The organism is Pseudomonas sp. PAMC25584 (assembly GCF_058135675.1).
Genome location: NZ_CM176870.1, coordinates 6131588 through 6148696, shown reverse-complemented (window position 1 = coordinate 6148696; position 17109 = coordinate 6131588). Strand labels below are relative to the sequence as shown.

Genomic DNA, 17109 nt, shown 5'->3' with positions numbered 1-17109 from the left:
GAAGTCTGTGAAACAGAACTCCCTGAATGGATGGTTCAAGAGCGGCGCCCCCGGCGTCTGGATCAGCGGTGGCGCGGTGTCCATCGCGGTCATCATGACCCTTGGTTTGCTGGCGGTGATTGCGGTGCGCGGTTTGGGCCACTTCTGGCCGGCTGACCTGATCCAGGCCAACTACAACGTACCGGGCCAGGAAAACCATATCGTCATCGGCGAAGTGGTGCAGAAAGAAGAAGTGCCGCGCGAGCGCCTGAAAAGCGCTGGCCTGCCCGTGCCCGATCAGGGCCCGGAATTCATGACCCGCGAGCTGATCAAGGTCGGCAACCGCGATCTGAACGGTAACGACTTCACGTGGATCATCGGCGAATGGCTGAAAAACCAGACCCGGCCGTTGGAATTGATGACCATCGAGCGCCGTGAATGGGGCAACTTCTACGGCACCCTGGTCAACGTCAAGCAGGATGGCAAGGTCATCGCGGAAGGCGAGGCCGCGTGGCCGGAGCTGCAGGCCCGTGTCGACCGCGTGAACAAGCTGGCGGCCCAGCTCAAGGCCCTTGAGAAGTCCGATATCGGCGCGATCAACGCCGGTCTCGAACGTATCCGCCTGCACGGTCGCAAGCTGGAGCTGGAAGGCAAGCTCGACGCCGCCGCCCAGGCCGACATGGACTCAGGCCGCGCCGAACTGAATGCCCGTTACCAGGACATCGAAGCGCGCCTGGCCGACCTGCACGCCCAGTTCAACCGCGACGCCCTGACCGCCCGCGATGCGAACGGCAAGGAATTGGAAATCGGCATCGGCAAAGTGGTGCACGCCTATCAGCCGAACGCCATGGGCACGATGACCAAGATCGGCTTCTACTTCAGCAAGGTCTGGGAATTCCTCAGCGACGACCCACGGGAAGCCAACACCGAAGGCGGGATCTTCCCGGCTATCTTCGGCACCGTGATGATGACCCTGATCATGGCGATGATCGTGACCCCGTTCGGCGTGCTGGCGGCGGTGTACCTGCGTGAATACGCCAAGCAGAACACCCTGACGCGGATCATCCGCATCGCCGTGAACAACCTGGCGGGTGTACCGGCCATCGTTTACGGCGTGTTCGGCCTGGGCTTCTTCGTGTATGTACTGGGTGGCTCGGTTGACCGCCTGTTCTTCGCCGAAGCCCTGCCGGCGCCGACGTTCGGCACGCCGGGCCTGTTGTGGGCGTCGCTGACGCTGGCGCTGCTGGCGGTGCCAGTGGTGATCGTGGCCACCGAAGAAGGCCTGGCGCGGATTCCTCGCACCGTGCGCGAAGGCTCCCTGGCACTCGGCGCGACCAAGGCGGAAACGCTGTGGAAGATCGTGCTGCCGATGGCCAGCCCGGCGATGATGACCGGCATGATCCTCGCCGTGGCCCGTGCCGCCGGTGAAGTGGCGCCGCTGATGCTGGTCGGTGTGGTCAAGCTGGCCCCGTCGCTGCCGCTGGACGGCAACTACCCGTACTTGCACCTGGACCAGAAGATCATGCACCTGGGCTTCCATATTTATGACGTCGGCTTCCAGAGCCCCAACGTCGAGGCCGCACGGCCGCTGGTGTACGCCACCGCGTTGTTGCTGGTGCTGGTGATCGCCACGCTCAACTTGTCGGCGGTGTGGATTCGTAACCACCTGCGCGAAAAATATAAAGCGTTGGATAGCTAATTGAAGTGACGCGGATTCAATGTGGGAGGGGGCTTGCCCCCGATGGCGGCGTATCAGAAACACATATACCGGCTGACACACTGTTATCGGGGGCAAGCCCCTCCCACACTGGACCGCGCTACACGCAGAATTTGAGTAAACCGCCCAGGCGGTTCAACGAAACGAATTGGTAGCACAGGGAGCATCCCATGCAACACGAAACCCATTCCCACGGCATCAACATGTCTGCCCTGGGTCGCGACAAGCAGAGCCTGAGCCTGGCCCAGGAAACCGTGGCCATCGAAGTGCCGGGCCTGAGCCTGTACTACGGTGACAAACAGGCGCTGTTCGACGTCAGCATGAATATCCCCAAGCAGCGCGTGACCGCCTTTATCGGCCCGTCGGGCTGCGGCAAGTCCACGCTGCTGCGCACCTTCAACCGCATGAACGACCTGGTCGACGGTTGCCGCGTGGACGGTGCGATCAACCTCTACGGCACCAACATCTACCGCAAGGGCGAAGACGTGGCCGAGCTGCGTCGCCGGGTGGGCATGGTGTTCCAGAAGCCTAACCCGTTCCCCAAGACCATCTATGAAAACGTGGTCTACGGCCTGCGTATCCAGGGCATCAACAAGAAACGCATCCTCGACGAAGCGGTCGAGTGGGCCCTTAAAGGCGCGGCGCTGTGGGACGAGGTCAAAGACCGCCTGCACGAGTCCGCACTCGGCCTGTCCGGCGGCCAGCAACAACGTCTGGTGATCGCCCGTACCATCGCCGTGGAGCCTGAAGTGCTGCTACTCGACGAACCTTGCTCGGCACTCGACCCGATCTCGACGCTGAAAGTCGAAGAGCTGATCTACGAGCTCAAGTCCAAGTTCACCATCGTCATCGTGACCCACAACATGCAACAGGCGGCGCGGGTTTCCGACTACACCGCGTTCATGTACATGGGCAAGCTGGTGGAGTTCGGCGATACCGATACCCTGTTCACCAATCCGGCGAAGAAACAGACCGAAGACTACATCACCGGTCGCTACGGCTAGGATGCTGTGGTTCAGATTGCATTGACGCTGCGGTTCTCCGCACCTTTCCGGACGCTCCAAGGACGCCAACATGATTAGTAAAGAAGGCCTTACCCATCACATCTCCGCGCAGTTCAACGCCGAGCTTGAGGAAGTGCGCAGCCACCTCCTGGCGATGGGCGGGCTGGTGGAGAAGCAAGTCAACGATGCAGTCACCGCGTTGATCGAGGCCGACTCGGGCCTGGCCCAGCAAGTGCGTGAGATCGATGACCAGATCAACCAGATGGAACGCAACATCGACGAAGAATGCCTGCGCATTCTCGCCCGTCGCCAGCCGGCGGCTTCCGACCTGCGCTTGATCATCAGCATTTCCAAGTCGGTGATCGACTTGGAGCGTATCGGCGATGAGTCCACCAAAATCGCTCGCCGCGCCATCCAACTGTGCGAAGAAGGCGAAGCCCCGCGCGGTTATGTGGAAGTGCGGCATATCGGCGACCAGGTGCGCAATATGGTGCGCGATGCCCTTGACGCGTTTGCCCGCTTCGACGCCGAGCTGGCGTTGTCGGTGGCCCAGTACGACAAGATCATCGACCGCGAATACAAGACCGCGCTGCGGGAGCTGGCCACCTACATGATGGAAGATCCGCGCTCTATCTCGCGGGTCTTGAGCATTATCTGGGTGCTGCGCTCCCTGGAGCGGATCGGTGACCACGCGCGCAATATTTCGGAGCTGGTGATCTACCTGGTGCGTGGCACGGACGTGCGGCACATGGGCCTCAAGCGCATGAAAGCCGAAGTTGAAGGGTCAACTGATCAAATCCCTAATGTTCCGGGTGAATCTGACGATAAGTAAGGTTGCCCGAGAAATTAACGCCCGGCCTTTGGTCGGGCGTTTTCGTTTGTGGCAGCTGATTTTTTTACGCGTAGGGCGAAAGAAAACCCAACGTGACTACAGAGTTTTGGCAAAATGCCATTAGTCAGGCGTTCTGCGTGCCGCGTTTTTATAGGATAAAGGGTCGATGAGTAAAGTCAGTGTATTGGTGGTGGATGACGCCTCGTTTATTCGCGACCTGGTGAAGAAGTGCCTGCGCAACTACTTCCCAGGGATCAAGATTGAAGATGCAGTGAACGGTAAAAAGGCCCAGGCCGTCCTGATGCGCGAAACCTTCGACCTGGTGCTGTGCGACTGGGAAATGCCCGAGATGTCCGGCCTGGAGCTGTTGACCTGGTGCCGTGAGCAACCGCAGCTCAAAGCCATGCCGTTCGTGATGGTGACCAGCCGTGGCGACAAGGAAAACGTGGTGCAGGCGATCCAGGCCGGGGTTTCCGGCTACGTCAGCAAACCGTTCACCAACGAACAGCTGTTGACCAAGGTCAAGCACGCCCTGCACAAGGTCGGTCGCCTCGACGCCCTGGTCGCCAGCGCACCGACCAAGATGAACTCAGCCTTCGGTAACGACTCCCTGAGCGCCCTGACCGGTGGCAAGCCTGAAGCGGTCAAGTCCGCCCCAGTGGCGGCGGCTGCCCCGAGCAGAGGCCTGCTCAACAGCCCGCCCGTACAGGCGGCCTCGGCCGCTGCGCCTGCCAGCGGTCGTGGACAGGGCCAGTTGCGGCTGTCCAGCGGCACCCAGCAATGCGTGATCAAGGGCCTGAGCATCAAGGAAGCGCTACTGGTGGTCCGTCGCAGTGAGGTCCTGCCCCAAGTGCTGGAAAGCGCGGTGCTCGACCTTGAGCAAGGCGACAACGCCGAAGTCGCGCGGCTCAACGGCTACCTGCACGCCATCGTCGCCTTCGAGCCCAAGCCCGACAGTGACTGGCTGCAACTGACCTTCCGCTTTATCGACCAGGACGCGCAGAAGCTGGACTACATCTCGCGGCTGATCGCGCGGGGTACGGCGCAGAAGCATTTTGTGCCGGGCGCCTGATTCACAGCCCGCCACCCGTCCCGTGTGGGAGGGGGCTTGCTCCCGATGGCAGTGGGTCAGTCGCCGCATAAGCTGATTGATACCGCTCAATCGGGAGCAAATCGAATCGTCGCACCGCCCCTCCCACATTTGAAGTTCGCTGTTGCAGCTATCGTATCCGGCTGCAGTCCGGGTTGAGCCTCACACAGTCTTGTCATCAAGGCTTGCTAGCCTGCCGTTCAGTCTCCCCGGCAGGTTCGCGCCATGCTCCTTCGCCTATTGCTGTTCTGTGGGCTGGCCACGGTCGCCACGTCGACCCCGGCCATGACCCTCTACAAATCCACCGACGCCAACGGCGAGGTGTTTTTCAGCGACCGGCAAACCCCCGGCGCCCAAGCGTTCGTGATCCAGGAGCGCAGGGCCGAGCGTGTGCAACGGCCGGTGCTTGAGCGGCCAAAACCCGGTTACTCGCTGCAAGCCTACCGCTACCCGTTGCCTTGGCGCGGTGGACCCTTTCGCCTGACCCAAGGCCCCAACGGCAACTTCAGCCATACCGACGCGAAAAGCCGCTACGCCATGGACATTGCCATGCCCGAAGGCACGCCGATCATTGCGGCGCGCAGCGGTGTGGTGGTGAAGATCGAAAATAGCCAGGCTGGGCGCGGCAACGATGCGTCAGGGAATTTCGTGCGAGTGCGGCACGATGACGGCACCCAGGGCGTGTACCTGCACCTCAAACAAGGTTCGGTGAGCGTCCGAGTCGGGCAGCGGGTGGCGCTGGGCAGTGCGCTGGCGTTGTCGGGCAATACCGGCAACAGCAGCGGGCCGCACCTGCACTTTGTGGTGCAGCAGAGTACCGAGGCGGGGCTGGTGTCGATCCCGTATGAGTTCAACCAGCCCGTGGGGGTGCTGCCCAATTTTGCATTGGGCAATTGAGGGTCAGTCCAGCAGCAGGACCTTGGCCAGCACGATCTTCGGCCCTTTCATCTTCTTGATGATGATCCGCAGACCTTCAACCTCGAGCACTTCTTCCTCTTCCGGCACCCGCTTGAGGGTGTCGTAGACCAGCCCGGCCAGGGTTTCCGCTTCGATGTGGTCGAGGTCGACGCCCAGCAGGCGTTCTACCTTGAACAGCGGCGTATCGCCGCGTACCAGCAGTTTGCCCGGCTGGTAGGCGAGGATGCCGCGTTCGGCCTTGCGGTGTTCGTCCTGGATATCGCCCACCAGCACTTCGAGCACGTCTTCCATGGTCAGGTAGCCGATGATATTGCCGTCGGCCTCTTCCACCAGGGCGAAGTGCGCGCCGCCTTTGCGGAACTGCTCCAGCAACTGCGACAGCGGCATGTGCCGCGACACGCGCTCCAGCGGGCGGGTCAGTTCGGCCAGGTTGAACGACTCGGGGATATGGTCCAGGTTCGCCAGTTCCAGCAGCAGGTCCTTGATGTGCAGCAGGCCGACAAACTCGTTGCGCTGCGCGTCATACACCGGATAACGGCTGAATTTGTGGCGACGGAACAGCGCGAGGATTTCCTTGAGCGGGGCGTTGAAGTCCAGGGTTACCAGGTCTTCCCGCGAGTTGGCCCAGTCCACCACTTCCAACTCGCCCATTTCCACGGCCGAGGCCAATACGCGCATGCCTTGGTCGCTAGGGTCCTGGCCACGGCTGGAGTGCAGGATCAGCTTGAGTTCTTCGCGGCTGTATTGGTGATCATGGTGCGGGCCGGGTTCGCCTTGCCCGGCAATACGCAGGATGCCGTTGGCGCTGGCGTTGAGCAGGTAGATCGCCGGGTACATGGCCCAGTAGAACAGGTACAGCGGCACCGCCGTCCATAGCGACAGCAATTCCGGCTTGCGAATGGCCCAGGATTTGGGGGCCAGTTCACCGACCACGATGTGCAGGTAAGAAATCAGGAAGAAGGCGGAAAAGAACGACACGCCCTTGATCACTTCCGGCGACTCGACGCCGACGGCGCCCAGCAGCGGTTCGAGGATATGCGCAAAGGCCGGCTCACCGACCCAGCCCAGGCCCAGGGAGGCGAGGGTGATACCCAGCTGGCAGGCCGACAGGTAGGCGTCGAGCTGGCTGTGTACGGTGCGCAGGATCTGCCCGCGCCAACCGTTGGTGTGGGCGATGGCCTCGACCCGCGTGGACCGCAATTTGACCATGGCAAACTCCGCCGCAACGAAGAAACCGTTGAGCAGTACCAGGATCAGTGCAAAGAGAATCATGCCGAAATCGGCGAAGAGCGTGGCGAGGGTGATACTTGGGGAAGGGTCCATGATGGGGTTTTGCGGGTTCCGTGTGTTCAATAGGGGTGACAGGAGCGCCTGAAAGGCAGACGCAAGTCGGCCAATGTAGCGGCTGGCGCAGCGCTTGCCTAGTGGTTGCTGCCCGGTGGGGCCTGGAATGCCTTCTTCGGAACAACACAATGCCAAACTAAATGTGGGAGGGAGCAAGTCGAATCGTCGCACCGCCCCTCCCACAATTAGGTTTGTAGAGTGTCCGGGTTACTCATCATTCACGACCATCCGCGAACGGGTCACCTGGGTCGGCGGAAAATGGCAGGTAAAGGTGCTGCCGTGGCCGAGTACGCTGCTGATTTCCAGGCGGGCGCGGTGGCGCAGTAGCACATGCTTGACGATCGCCAGGCCCAGCCCGGTGCCGCCGGTGTTGGAGTTGCGGCTGGAGTCGACGCGGTAGAAGCGCTCGGTCAGGCGCGGCAGGTGCTTGGCGTCGATGCCGATGCCGGAGTCCTGCACACTCAGGTGCGCGCCCTGCGCGTCGGCCCACCAGCGGATGCGGATATTGCCCTTGTCCTGGGTGTATTTCACAGCGTTGAACACCAGGTTGGAAAACGCGCTACGCAATTCGCCTTCGCTGCCCTTGAGCAGTATCGACGGGTCGGCTTCTAGGGTGATCTGTTGCCCGCGCTGGCCGGAGAGCGCCTGGGCGTCGTTCTTGATGGTCTGCAACAGGCTTTGCACCGCTACCGGGTGGTTATCCGACGGGTAATCGGTCGCCTCCAGCTTGGCCAGCAACAGCAAGTCATTGAGCAGGGTTTGCATGCGCGAGCCCTGCTGCTGCATCTGCTGCAGGGCACGGCTCCAGCGCGGGTTGATCTCGTCGACGTTGTCCAGCAGCGTCTCCAGGTAGCCGCAGATCACCGTCAAGGGTGTGCGCAGCTCGTGGGAGACGTTGGCGACGAAGTCCTTGCGCATCTGTTCCAACTGGTGGATGCGGGTCACGTCGCGTACCAGCATCAAATGTTCGTTGTTGCCGTAGCGCGTCAGGTACAGCTGGATACGCACGCGGTCGTTGGTGGGCGAGGGGATTTCCAGGGCTTCTTCGTAATTTTCCTGCTCGAAGTATTCCTTGAAGCGCGGGTGGCGGACCAGGTTGGTCACCGGCTGGCCGCTGTCCTGGGGCGTCTTGAGGCCCAGCAGGGTCTCGGCGGCGCGGTTCCACCATTCGAGGTTGCCGTCGCTGTCGAGCATGATCACCGCGTCTTTCAGCGCGGCGGTGGATTCCTGTACGCGGTCGATCACCGCTTGCAGGCGCCCGCGCACCCGTTGGTCGCGGCGTTGCAGGTGGTAGATGCTGTCAAACACCTCGCCCCACAGGCCATAGCCGTCGGGTGGTGCTTCATCGGGTTTGTGCTGGCGCAGCCATTCATGCAGGCGCAGCAATTGCTTGAGGGTCCAGCCCAGGTAAAGGCCAATGCCGACGGCCAGGCTCCAGCCGTATTGGCCGCTGAGCAGGCCTACCAGCAGACAGCCGGTGATCAACAGCAGCAGGTGGCGGATAAGCGTGCCATGCCAGTTTTGGTTCACGATCGGTCCTTCGGCCAGTGAAAAGTTTCAAGCCTCACGCTTCAAGTAAGCGTGAGCGGCTTTTACTTGAAGCGTGTAGCTGACAGCTTGCGGCTCAACCTTTGGTTGAAAACCGATAGCCGGTGCCGCGCACGGTTTGTACCAGATTCTCGTAGGCATCGCCCAAGGCTTTGCGCAGACGACGGATATGCACGTCCACGGTGCGTTCTTCCACGTACACGTTGCCGCCCCACACTTGGTCCAGCAACTGGCCGCGCGTGTAGGCGCGCTCCTGATGGGTCATGAAGAACTGCAGCAGGCGGTATTCGGTCGGGCCCATCTCGGCGGGCTTGCCGTCGATGGTCACGCGGTGGCTGATCGGGTCCAGCAACAGGCCGCCGACTTCGATCGGTGCTTCGCCATCGGTAGGGCCGGCACGGCGCAGTACGGCTTTCAGGCGTGCGACCAGTTCCCGTGGGGAAAACGGCTTGGTGATGTAGTCATCGGCGCCGACTTCCAGGCCCTGGATCTTGTTGTCCTCTTCGCCCTTGGCGGTGAGCATGATGATCGGGATATCGCCGGTCAGCTCGTCACGCTTGAGGCGGCGGGCCAGTTCGATGCCGGAGGTGCCGGGCAGCATCCAGTCCAGCAGGATCAGGTCCGGTTTGCGGTCGACAATAATGGCATGGGCCTGCTGCGAGTTCTCGGCCTCCAGGCAGTCATAGCCGGCCATTTCCAACGCGACGGCGATCATCTCGCGAATGGGCGCTTCGTCGTCGACGATCAGAATGCTCCTGCCAACCATGCCTAAAGTCCTCTTGTCATTTAACTGTCTTGCGCCGCATTAGATAACGGAATTATTGCAGTCGTGTGACAGTAATTTAGCTGCTCGCGCAATTCCCGCCTCCGTGAACTACGCTTTGAGTCCGAATCCTGACAACCACAAAAGGAAGGTTCCGATGACTTACAGTACTTTTTCCTGGAAGGCCCTGCTGGTCACGGCGGCGTTGACGCTGCCGACCCTGGCATTCGCGGCTGACCCTGCGATGACCAAAGACGGAATACTGGTCGATCAAAAGGGCATGACGCTCTACACCTTTGCCAAGGATGCCAATGGCAAATCCATGTGCAACGATAAGTGCGCTGCCAACTGGCCGCCATTGACAGCTGCGTCCACCGACAAGCCCATGGGCAAGTGGACCGTGGTCACCCGTGACGATCAAAAGAGTCAATGGGCCTACAGCGGCAAGCCGCTCTACACCTTCGTCATGGACAAGAAGGCCGGTGACATGACCGGTGAAGGCAAGATGGACGGGGCCTGGAAAGTCGCCAAGCCTTAGTTCAACCCCCTAGCGATGAGGGGCCTGGCCCCTCATCGCAACCCGTAATCCGCGACAATCCCGACAAAGATCGCCAACCCTGCCCAGTGGTTGTGCAAAAACGCCTTGAAGCACTTCATCCGGTCCCTGTCGCGGGTGTACCAGAACTCCCAGGCAAAACAGCCCGCCGCCGCCAGCAACCCCAAGTGGAACCAGCCGCCCAACTCGAACCGCGCCCCTGCCAGTAACAGGCATGCCAGCGCCAGGCCTTGCAGGGTCAGAATGATCACCCGGTCGGCGTCGCCAAACAGAATGGCGGTGGATTTCACGCCGATCTTCAAGTCGTCGTCGCGGTCCGTCATGGCGTAATAGGTGTCGTAGCCCACCGTCCACAGCACATTGGCGATATACAGCAGCCACGCGGCGGCAGGCAGGCTGCCGGTCTCGGCGGTGAACGCCATCGGCATGCCCCAGGAAAACGCCGCGCCCAGCACCACCTGCGGGTAATAGGTGTAGCGCTTCATGAACGGATAGCTTGCCGCCAGCGCCAGGCCGCCGAGGGACAGTAGGATGGTCGTCGCGTTGGTCAGCAGCACCAGCAGGAAACTGATGCCCATCAGCAGCGCGAAAAATACCAGCGCCTCTTTCGAGCTGATCTTGCCGCTGACCAACGGGCGTTGCTCGGTGCGCTTCACATGGCCGTCGACCTTGCGGTCGGCCCAGTCATTGATCACGCAGCCACCGGCGCGGGTCAGCACCACGCCGAGCACGAAAATCACGATATTGATCAAGGAAGGCGAGCCCTTGCCGGCGATCCACAGCGCCCACAGCGTCGGCCACAGCAGCAGGTAGATGCCGATGGGTTTATCCATGCGGGTCAACTGAATGAAATCCCAGGCCCTGGGGTTCAGACGGTTCAAGGATTTGAGCAGGCGTTGATACATCAGCAGTTCTCCGGGTGGTCATGCACCGCCTGCCACAGGCTCGGCAGGAAGATTTCGGCGACCAATACACTCAGCGTCCCACGGTCGAACCGCGAGCGGCGCGCCCACAGCCCGTCGACCTGATCCGCCGTGGGCAACCATGGGCGTGGGTAGTGGCAGACCTCGATCGCCTGGCGCGTGAACGCGCGGTCGCAGAACAGCAGTTCGCCCAGGGAGCGGCTCCCCAGTTCGTCCATATGCAGCCCGTCGCCTTGTAACGCACTGCGCGACGCCACGCTGCGGGCAAACACCCACGGCTGGGCATGCCCGCACAAATACACCTCGCGTACCCAACCGATACTGGCCACGGGCAGGTCCAGCGCCGCGCATTCGTCATCGCGCAGCGGCTGCCAGCCTTCGAACAGCGGCGTCACGCTGAAGCCGTCGCGGGACAGCCGCGTCAGCCGCCGCGTCAGCGAGCCCTCGTCGAACAGCCAGTCAAGGGTCAACGGCGCAGGCAGGGGGCTCAGAAGGCTCTGGGTCAGCCATTGGCAAGCATCGGGAGGGGCGATTGAGTGCGGCACGGTGCGTCAATATTGGCGGCAAAAGAGGCCGCGAGCTTACCATGGCGCCCGGCTCTTTTGCCGGGCTGAACCGGTGCCTTGCGTCGATCGTGCTTGCATCTGCAGGCTCCGATCAGTACAAAACGCGCTGAGCCGCACGGCAACGCGAGATCTATCGACCGTCGGCCAACCTGCCTGGCCCCTGAGGAAGCAAGTAAATGAAGAAGTGGCAATGTGTAGTCTGCGGCCTGATCTATAACGAAGCGGACGGCTGGCCGGATGACGGAATCGCACCGGGCACCCTGTGGCAGGACGTTCCGGCAGACTGGCTGTGCCCGGACTGCGGCGTGGGCAAAATGGATTTCGAAATGATCGAAATCGCGTAATCGCGAATTTACGAAACGTACTACGAGGAGAAAGGAATGAACGCACCTGTCGTGATCGTCGGCACAGGACTGGCCGGTTACAACGTGGCCCGCGAGTTTCGCAAGCTCGACAGCGAAACCCCGTTGCTGCTGATCACCGCGGATGATGGGCGCTCCTACTCCAAGCCCATGCTCTCCACCGGCTTTGGCAAGAACAAGGAAGCCGATGGCCTGAGCATGGCTGAACCTGGCGCCATGGCCGAGCAACTCAAGGCCGAAGTGCGCACCCATACCCGTATCACCGGCATCGACCCGGGCCACAAGCGCCTGTGGATCGGTGAAGAAGCGGTGGCCTACCGCGACCTGGTCCTGGCCTGGGGCGCGGAAACCGTGCGAGTGCCGGTCGAAGGCGACGCTGCAGAGCTGATTTTCCCGATCAATGATCTTGAAGACTACGCACGCTTTCGCGCGGCAGCCGTCGGTAAACGCCGCGTCCTGCTACTCGGCGCCGGCCTGATCGGCTGCGAATTTGCCAACGACCTGATCCTCGGAGGCTATGAAATCGACCTGGTGGCGCCGTGCGAGCAAGTCATGCCAACCCTGCTGCACCCTGCGGCCGCCGCAGCGGTGCAGGCCGGGCTGGAAGGCCTTGGGGCGCGCTTCCACCTCGGCCCGGTGCTCAACCGCCTGCAACGCAGCGCCGAGGGCCTGGAAGCGCACCTGTCGGACGGTGAAGTGGTCCGCTGCGACCTGGTGGTCTCGGCCATCGGCCTGCGCCCGCGCGTCGATCTGGCCGCGGCTGCTGGCCTGCAGATCAACCGGGGGGTCATGGTCGACCGCCACCTCAAGACTTCCCACGCCAACATCTATGCCCTGGGCGACTGCGCCGAGGTCGATGGCCTGAACCTGCTGTATGTCATGCCGCTGATGAGCTGCGCCCGCGCCCTGGCCCAGACCCTGGCGGGCAACGCCACGGCCGTCAGCTACGGGCCGATGCCGGTCACCGTGAAAACCCCGGTCTGCCCGCTGGTCGTTTCGCCACCGCCACGGGGTACCGAAGGCGTGTGGAGCGTCGAAGGGCAGGGCGCCGACATCAAGGCCCTGTGCCGCGACACCAGCGGCCGCCTGCTGGGTTATGCGCTGACCGGCAGCGCCGTGATGGAAAAACTGGCGTTGAACAAAGAACTTCCGCCTTTGCTGGCATAAATACCGGTCGTTCTGTCGGAATAACCCTGTTTTTCACCCTAGAAAGGTCGCCGCGAGACTGGCGCGGCGTCCGAGGGCATGCCATCCTCACTCCCGTCTGCCGCAGAGTAGAGCCTGCGGCGCCTTGGGCGCTGCTCCACTAGAGAGCAGCACGGACATAACAACAAAAAACCGTCAAAGAGGCTTCACTTATGCGTAAACCAGAACTCGCAGCCGCCATCGCTGAAAAAGCGGACCTCACCAAAGAACAGGCCAGTCGCGTCCTCAACGCCGTTCTCGAAGAAATCACCGGCGCCCTGCACCGCAAGGACAGCGTCACCCTGGTTGGCTTCGGCACCTTCCTGCAACGCCACCGCGGCGCCCGCACCGGCAAAAACCCACAAACCGGTGAGCCGGTGAAAATCAAGGCCAGTAATACCGTTGCGTTCAAGCCGGGCAAGTCGCTCAAAGACAGCGTCAACCCGTAATAGCGGTATCGTCTCGAAGGGGGCGGGGTGGTAGAAAAAGTGGGCACGCCGACTGGGTTGGGTGCCCATTTTTTGTGCGCGTGGCAAAGCGATTGAGGCGCAAGGAAGGTGCTGACGGCTTATAGGGTTATGAGTGGTAGGCGTGCAGCGTCTATTAATACGTGTAAAGGGCGATTATTGAAACGGTGGAACTTAACTGTTACGGGGTGCCACGTATAAGTCGAGGTTGCAGGGACGCGCTCAAGACTATTTTCAAGAGGTGTCTCAATGAAACTTACCAATGAAACTTATCTCCCCCCAATCGCTCCGTTACCTCAGACAACCGTGCCAGGCAACTCCGCGCCATTGACGTCGGGTAATGGGCCGCAAACGGCTGACCACTCCAAGATTGTATATGGTTCGAGCGCGGGTAACGGAGGGGGCATTGAATATCCTACGGCAAGTAATGAGAAGGTGGGGGCTGCGGAATTAAGTGGTGCTAAGGGCGCCAGCACCTCTAGGAGGAGCCCGACAAGAATACGCGGAGGTAACGGGATTAACGGAAATAACGGGATTAACGGAAATAACGGAGGTAGCGGAAATAACGGAAATAATGGAGGGGGATCTAATTCAGGTTCCGGTACTCCGTCAAATAAAGGGACGGTGGGAGGGGCTCGTCCAGGTTCTGGGTCACAGACAAAGCCAAAAGTTGGGTCGGCTGGTATTAAGGATTCGTTAAAAAATACGCAAGATATTAGCAATTTGCACAATAAAAATGGGTTCAAATCGCTCTCTTCTGAACTTGCGGCCAACGCGCGCAGCTCCCTTATAAGTGGGGGGGTAAGCTCACTGGTTAATATCCCCTTGAGCGTGGGGGAACAGCTAGCCTCCAAAGCCATCTTGGATAGAATTCAAGCGCAAGCGGCAATGCCAGGTGCGGAAAAAAAGAACGCGGACGGCACGACCACAACCGTAGATCCGGCCGCGACAGAAAAGCAAAAAATAGACGCGCGCCTCGAAGAAAGTGAAATAAAAACAGAGACGATGGCCAACCAAATCATTTCTATTAACGAAGGGCCTGAGGCTAAGGCCGTTGGTAAACGGGCTGATGCACCAACGGACACAAGCGGGCGTTTAGGCAGTCTTGAAAAAAACATGAATGGCATAGAAACCCAGATGCAAGACCTGGGTAAACGATACGGAGTTATTTACACACCGTATGAAGCGCCTAAATCGTCAGACGCGCCGACTGACAAGTCTCGAATGGATACTATTGAACAGCGCTACACGCACATGAACAGAATGCTCAAGAGACTGGTAAAGAACGCGGAGGCTGATGTAGAGGATAGTTGATAAACGCTCGATTCAAGATTGGACAGTGGCGGACTTTTTAGGCCCGTCCGCCCTTTCCGTCAAATTTTGATAGCGGTGCGGTCTCGAAGGATGGCGGGTCGGTAGGAAAAATGGGCATGCTGACTGGGTTGGGTGCCCATTTTTGGTGGGACGGGACCTGGGAATCGCCCTCGGCTTGATTGTTGTGGCGCATTACCCGAGTATTTGCGCTTTCCCGAGTCACTCACATCCATGGAAAGCGATCACTGTGACCTTCTACAGAATTCAAGAAGCGGACCTCGACATCCCTGATACCTGGCAGGACCAGAGTATCAATATCTTCAAGCTGCCTGCCGTTGGCGGCGCCAAGGAAGCCAGTTTTGTCATCAGTCGTGATGCCTCCCAAGGCGACGCGATCTTTGCGGATTACGTCGACAAACAAGTGAAGAGCGCAGAGCAGCAATTGCCTGAGTTCAAGTTGGTCCAGCGTTGGGACACGGTGCTGCATGCCCATGCCGCCACACTGCTGGATTACACTTGGAAGCGTGAGGGGCGCGAACTGATGTTGCGCCAGATGTTTATCGAACGAAAACCGGCTGTGCTGATTACCACATTGACGACCACGCCGAGTGACCTGGTTCATCACGAGACCGCCTGGAAAATTGCCATGAGCAGCCTCAAACCCCTTGTGTCAGGCACCTGATTCGCACACGGCCGGTATAACCAATACGGTAGATTGACGCAATGGATGCGCAAGCAGCAGCCCGCCTGGGTGATGAAATAGCCCACGGATTTGGCGTCGCCGCAATGCTGGCGGGCGCAGTGGCAGGAGCATTGATTGGTGCCGCAGTCATCGCTGCTACAGTTGCTACCGGCGGAGTGGCGGTGGCAATCATGGCCGGCTCGATTGCGGCGGGTGGACTGTCGATGTTCCAGGTGGTCAAGGGCCTGAGCACTATCTTCAGCCTACCTGAGCCCACCACCGGCAAGCTGATGTTGGGCAGTTTCAACGTCTATATCAACGGCCTCAATGCGATGCGCGCCGGCGAAGACATTGCCTCGTCCTGCACTGGGCTGCCGATGAATCACCCGATGTGGCCCTTCCCGGTGTTGATCGCCGAAGGCAGCGCCACCGTGTTTATCAACGGCAAGCCGGCGGCCCGCCTGCACAGCAAAATGGTGTGCGGTGCCCATATCAAGAGCGGCAGCCCAAATACCTTTATCGGCGGGCCAACCGTCTCGGTAGCCTTTGTGCTGGATATCGAGGGCTGGATGCATTCTGGGCTGGAACTTGTGGGGCTGCTTGCGGCAGGCGCTGGTTTGGTTATGGCCGCTATGGTGGGGTTGGCTGTTCTGGTTGAAGTCGTGATTGTCGGTGGTTTGGTGTTGGGAGGCATGGCACTTATCGGCGATCTTGGCGACCGGCTGGGACCGGGTTACCGAGACTTGTTGCAGGGGATCGCTGGTTTGGCACTGCTGGGCGCAAGCCCAAGATTGGCGCGCAGGCCGATGACCGCCACCGAGCGAACCTTGTTGGCTCGCCAGCGACAAGAACAAATGCTCCAGGACAATACCGGTTTTAACGTCAGCCCGACCTCATGGGATAAATATCCAACGATTGGTCGGGGCGGCAGCTTTGTTTCCGATAAAAAGGGTGTCACTGATGTTATAGGTGATCTTGCAGGGCGCTCCAAAGTAACCATAAGTACAAAGAAAGCGGCAGAATTGGAGCGCGCTTTCGGTCTGGAAGATGGTTCACTGCAGGGCGGCTTTAAAGTGAGGCAGGTGGATAATATTGTTGACCGTATGCCCAGAAGTCCCTTGGAAGGAAATAAGCACTTTTTAGGGCCAGGCAAACACTTGCCAGGAGGGGCTCCAGAAATGGTTGTTGAGTCTATTCCCACAAAGGATGCAAGTGGTATTAAAACGATAACTGAGGTATTTGTCAGTGACTAATGAGATGTTAAAGGCCTATGTGGAAAAAGCAGACGCCGATGCAGTGCGTGTTCGTGTGATGGATCCCAACCTGGGTCCTGCTTTGCGCGCTATTGGGTTTTCGCAAACGGCAGAGCATGACGTTTACATTTTGGATGTGCTGGATGATAAACAGAAAGCTCAAGTGTTTGATGCCTTGCGTTTACTGGAAGTTGCCTTCTCAGCAGGTAAGGAATGGTGCCCTGCTGAGGTCTTTGAATACCTTCGGGATGACTTGGGTCTTCTCAGTGGTAGCTTTTGGCGAGTCGCTTGGACGGAACCTGGCCAATATCGCCTTACGAGTGTCTGATGCTACTGCTTGCCCTGCCGCGCGGTAGGTTTACCGTTGGGCAGCGGTTTGTCCCGTTACCCTGCGTTGTCCGAATATTTGCGATCTATCGAGTCACCTGCGACAAGTCTTTATAGAGCGTAAACCCGCCGTTTTGATCACGATATTGACAACTACCTCCGATGATCTTGTTCATCATGAGAAGGCTTGGAGGATTGTCATGAATTCGCTGAAACCGCGGGTTTCCGATATTTGATCAGGTGATGTGTTCTGCGTAGATACAACACGAGTGGATCAAG

At 59.8% G+C, this 17109-nt stretch carries 18 protein-coding genes and 1 pseudogene; 14 read left to right on the top strand and 5 right to left on the bottom strand.

What is annotated here, in order from left to right; translation table 11 throughout:
- Positions 1-7 precede the first annotated feature (7 nt).
- The 5 genes from pstA (at position 8) to ACS5Q8_RS28875 (ending at position 5519) form a co-directional block, all read left to right on the top strand.
- Entirely contained in the window at positions 8-1678 is a 1671-nt protein-coding gene (gene pstA, locus ACS5Q8_RS28895) for a phosphate ABC transporter permease PstA (RefSeq protein ID WP_276195502.1), read from the top strand.
- A gap of 188 nt (positions 1679-1866) precedes the next feature.
- The gene (pstB, locus tag ACS5Q8_RS28890; RefSeq protein WP_247404680.1) at positions 1867-2700 is read left to right on the top strand and encodes a phosphate ABC transporter ATP-binding protein PstB; all 834 of its coding nucleotides are present in this window, start codon (positions 1867-1869) and stop codon (positions 2698-2700) included.
- A gap of 70 nt (positions 2701-2770) precedes the next feature.
- Complete coding sequence (phoU, locus tag ACS5Q8_RS28885; protein WP_276195500.1) at positions 2771-3532, top strand: phosphate signaling complex protein PhoU; 762 nt, start codon at positions 2771-2773, stop codon at positions 3530-3532.
- A gap of 166 nt (positions 3533-3698) precedes the next feature.
- Positions 3699-4604 (top strand): response regulator, encoded by a 906-nt coding sequence (locus ACS5Q8_RS28880; RefSeq protein WP_276195499.1) that lies wholly within the window; start codon positions 3699-3701, stop codon positions 4602-4604.
- Between the two features lie 243 nt (positions 4605-4847).
- On the top strand, positions 4848-5519 hold the full coding sequence (locus ACS5Q8_RS28875; protein ID WP_276195498.1) for a M23 family metallopeptidase: 672 nt from the start codon (positions 4848-4850) through the stop codon (positions 5517-5519).
- A 3-nt stretch (positions 5520-5522) separates the two neighbouring features.
- Here ACS5Q8_RS28875 and ACS5Q8_RS28870 read toward each other — a convergent pair whose 3' ends face one another.
- From ACS5Q8_RS28870 to phoB, 3 genes are all read right to left on the bottom strand, one after another.
- Entirely contained in the window at positions 5523-6863 is a 1341-nt protein-coding gene (locus ACS5Q8_RS28870; RefSeq protein ID WP_276195497.1) for a hemolysin family protein, read from the bottom strand.
- 228 nt (positions 6864-7091) lie between these two features.
- Entirely contained in the window at positions 7092-8417 is a 1326-nt protein-coding gene (gene phoR, locus ACS5Q8_RS28865) for a phosphate regulon sensor histidine kinase PhoR (RefSeq protein ID WP_276198013.1), read from the bottom strand.
- Between the two features lie 91 nt (positions 8418-8508).
- Complete coding sequence (gene phoB / locus ACS5Q8_RS28860) at positions 8509-9198, bottom strand: phosphate regulon transcriptional regulator PhoB (protein ID WP_003176964.1); 690 nt, start codon at positions 9196-9198, stop codon at positions 8509-8511.
- A gap of 154 nt (positions 9199-9352) precedes the next feature.
- Between phoB and ACS5Q8_RS28855 the strand changes: the two genes are divergently transcribed.
- Entirely contained in the window at positions 9353-9733 is a 381-nt protein-coding gene (locus ACS5Q8_RS28855; protein WP_276195494.1) for a COG4315 family predicted lipoprotein, read from the top strand.
- A 32-nt stretch (positions 9734-9765) separates the two neighbouring features.
- Here the strand turns inward: ACS5Q8_RS28855 and ubiA are convergent, their stop codons facing one another.
- Together ubiA and ACS5Q8_RS28845 are read right to left on the bottom strand one after the other, a co-directional pair.
- Entirely contained in the window at positions 9766-10656 is an 891-nt protein-coding gene (ubiA, locus tag ACS5Q8_RS28850; RefSeq protein ID WP_276195493.1) for a 4-hydroxybenzoate octaprenyltransferase, read from the bottom strand.
- Positions 10656-11219 carry a chorismate--pyruvate lyase family protein gene (locus ACS5Q8_RS28845; RefSeq protein WP_276195491.1) on the bottom strand — a complete coding sequence of 188 codons (564 nt, stop codon included), beginning with the start codon at positions 11217-11219 and terminating at the stop codon, positions 10656-10658. The genes ubiA and ACS5Q8_RS28845 overlap by 1 nt, the downstream gene beginning before the upstream one ends.
- Before the next feature lie 197 nt (positions 11220-11416).
- On the opposite strand from ACS5Q8_RS28845, the gene ACS5Q8_RS28840 reads away from it, so the two are divergent.
- The 8 genes and pseudogenes from ACS5Q8_RS28840 to ACS5Q8_RS28805 form a co-directional block, all read left to right on the top strand.
- Positions 11417-11584: a rubredoxin gene (locus ACS5Q8_RS28840; RefSeq protein WP_276195490.1), complete on the top strand. Its 168-nt coding sequence runs from the start codon at positions 11417-11419 to the stop codon at positions 11582-11584.
- 36 nt (positions 11585-11620) lie between these two features.
- A complete protein-coding gene (locus tag ACS5Q8_RS28835; RefSeq protein WP_276195489.1) occupies positions 11621-12769 on the top strand; it encodes an NAD(P)/FAD-dependent oxidoreductase in 1149 nt (382 codons plus the stop codon).
- 191 nt (positions 12770-12960) lie between these two features.
- A complete protein-coding gene (locus tag ACS5Q8_RS28830; RefSeq protein ID WP_040071769.1) occupies positions 12961-13236 on the top strand; it encodes an HU family DNA-binding protein in 276 nt (91 codons plus the stop codon).
- Positions 13237-13503: 267 nt separating this feature from the next.
- Positions 13504-14568 carry a hypothetical protein gene (locus ACS5Q8_RS28825; RefSeq protein WP_465159686.1) on the top strand — a complete coding sequence of 355 codons (1065 nt, stop codon included), beginning with the start codon at positions 13504-13506 and terminating at the stop codon, positions 14566-14568.
- Positions 14569-14815: 247 nt separating this feature from the next.
- Positions 14816-15250, top strand: coding sequence for a DUF1795 domain-containing protein (locus tag ACS5Q8_RS28820; RefSeq protein ID WP_276195487.1), 435 nt, complete (start codon positions 14816-14818; stop codon positions 15248-15250).
- Positions 15251-15291: 41 nt separating this feature from the next.
- Positions 15292-16503: a PAAR domain-containing protein gene (locus tag ACS5Q8_RS28815; RefSeq protein WP_426102182.1), complete on the top strand. Its 1212-nt coding sequence runs from the start codon at positions 15292-15294 to the stop codon at positions 16501-16503.
- Complete coding sequence (locus ACS5Q8_RS28810) at positions 16496-16831, top strand: hypothetical protein (RefSeq protein ID WP_426102180.1); 336 nt, start codon at positions 16496-16498, stop codon at positions 16829-16831. The genes ACS5Q8_RS28815 and ACS5Q8_RS28810 overlap by 8 nt, the downstream gene beginning before the upstream one ends.
- A 97-nt stretch (positions 16832-16928) precedes the next feature.
- Positions 16929-17066: pseudogene (locus ACS5Q8_RS28805) on the top strand (hypothetical protein); the annotation flags it as partial.
- Between the last annotated feature and the right edge of the window lie 43 nt (positions 17067-17109).

Coding starts and splice junctions, on each gene's coding strand:
- pstB (WP_247404680.1), top strand. CDS start 1,867: ATGCAACACGAAACCCATTCCCACGGCATCAACATGTCTGCCCTGGGT.
- phoU (WP_276195500.1), top strand. CDS start 2,771: ATGATTAGTAAAGAAGGCCTTACCCATCACATCTCCGCGCAGTTCAAC.
- ACS5Q8_RS28880 (WP_276195499.1), top strand. CDS start 3,699: ATGAGTAAAGTCAGTGTATTGGTGGTGGATGACGCCTCGTTTATTCGC.
- ACS5Q8_RS28875 (WP_276195498.1), top strand. CDS start 4,848: ATGCTCCTTCGCCTATTGCTGTTCTGTGGGCTGGCCACGGTCGCCACG.
- ACS5Q8_RS28870 (WP_276195497.1), bottom strand. CDS start 6,863: ATGGACCCTTCCCCAAGTATCACCCTCGCCACGCTCTTCGCCGATTTC.
- phoB (WP_003176964.1), bottom strand. CDS start 9,198: ATGGTTGGCAGGAGCATTCTGATCGTCGACGACGAAGCGCCCATTCGC.
- ACS5Q8_RS28855 (WP_276195494.1), top strand. CDS start 9,353: ATGACTTACAGTACTTTTTCCTGGAAGGCCCTGCTGGTCACGGCGGCG.
- ubiA (WP_276195493.1), bottom strand. CDS start 10,656: ATGTATCAACGCCTGCTCAAATCCTTGAACCGTCTGAACCCCAGGGCC.
- ACS5Q8_RS28840 (WP_276195490.1), top strand. CDS start 11,417: ATGAAGAAGTGGCAATGTGTAGTCTGCGGCCTGATCTATAACGAAGCG.
- ACS5Q8_RS28835 (WP_276195489.1), top strand. CDS start 11,621: ATGAACGCACCTGTCGTGATCGTCGGCACAGGACTGGCCGGTTACAAC.
- ACS5Q8_RS28830 (WP_040071769.1), top strand. CDS start 12,961: ATGCGTAAACCAGAACTCGCAGCCGCCATCGCTGAAAAAGCGGACCTC.
- ACS5Q8_RS28825 (WP_465159686.1), top strand. CDS start 13,504: ATGAAACTTACCAATGAAACTTATCTCCCCCCAATCGCTCCGTTACCT.
- ACS5Q8_RS28815 (WP_426102182.1), top strand. CDS start 15,292: ATGGATGCGCAAGCAGCAGCCCGCCTGGGTGATGAAATAGCCCACGGA.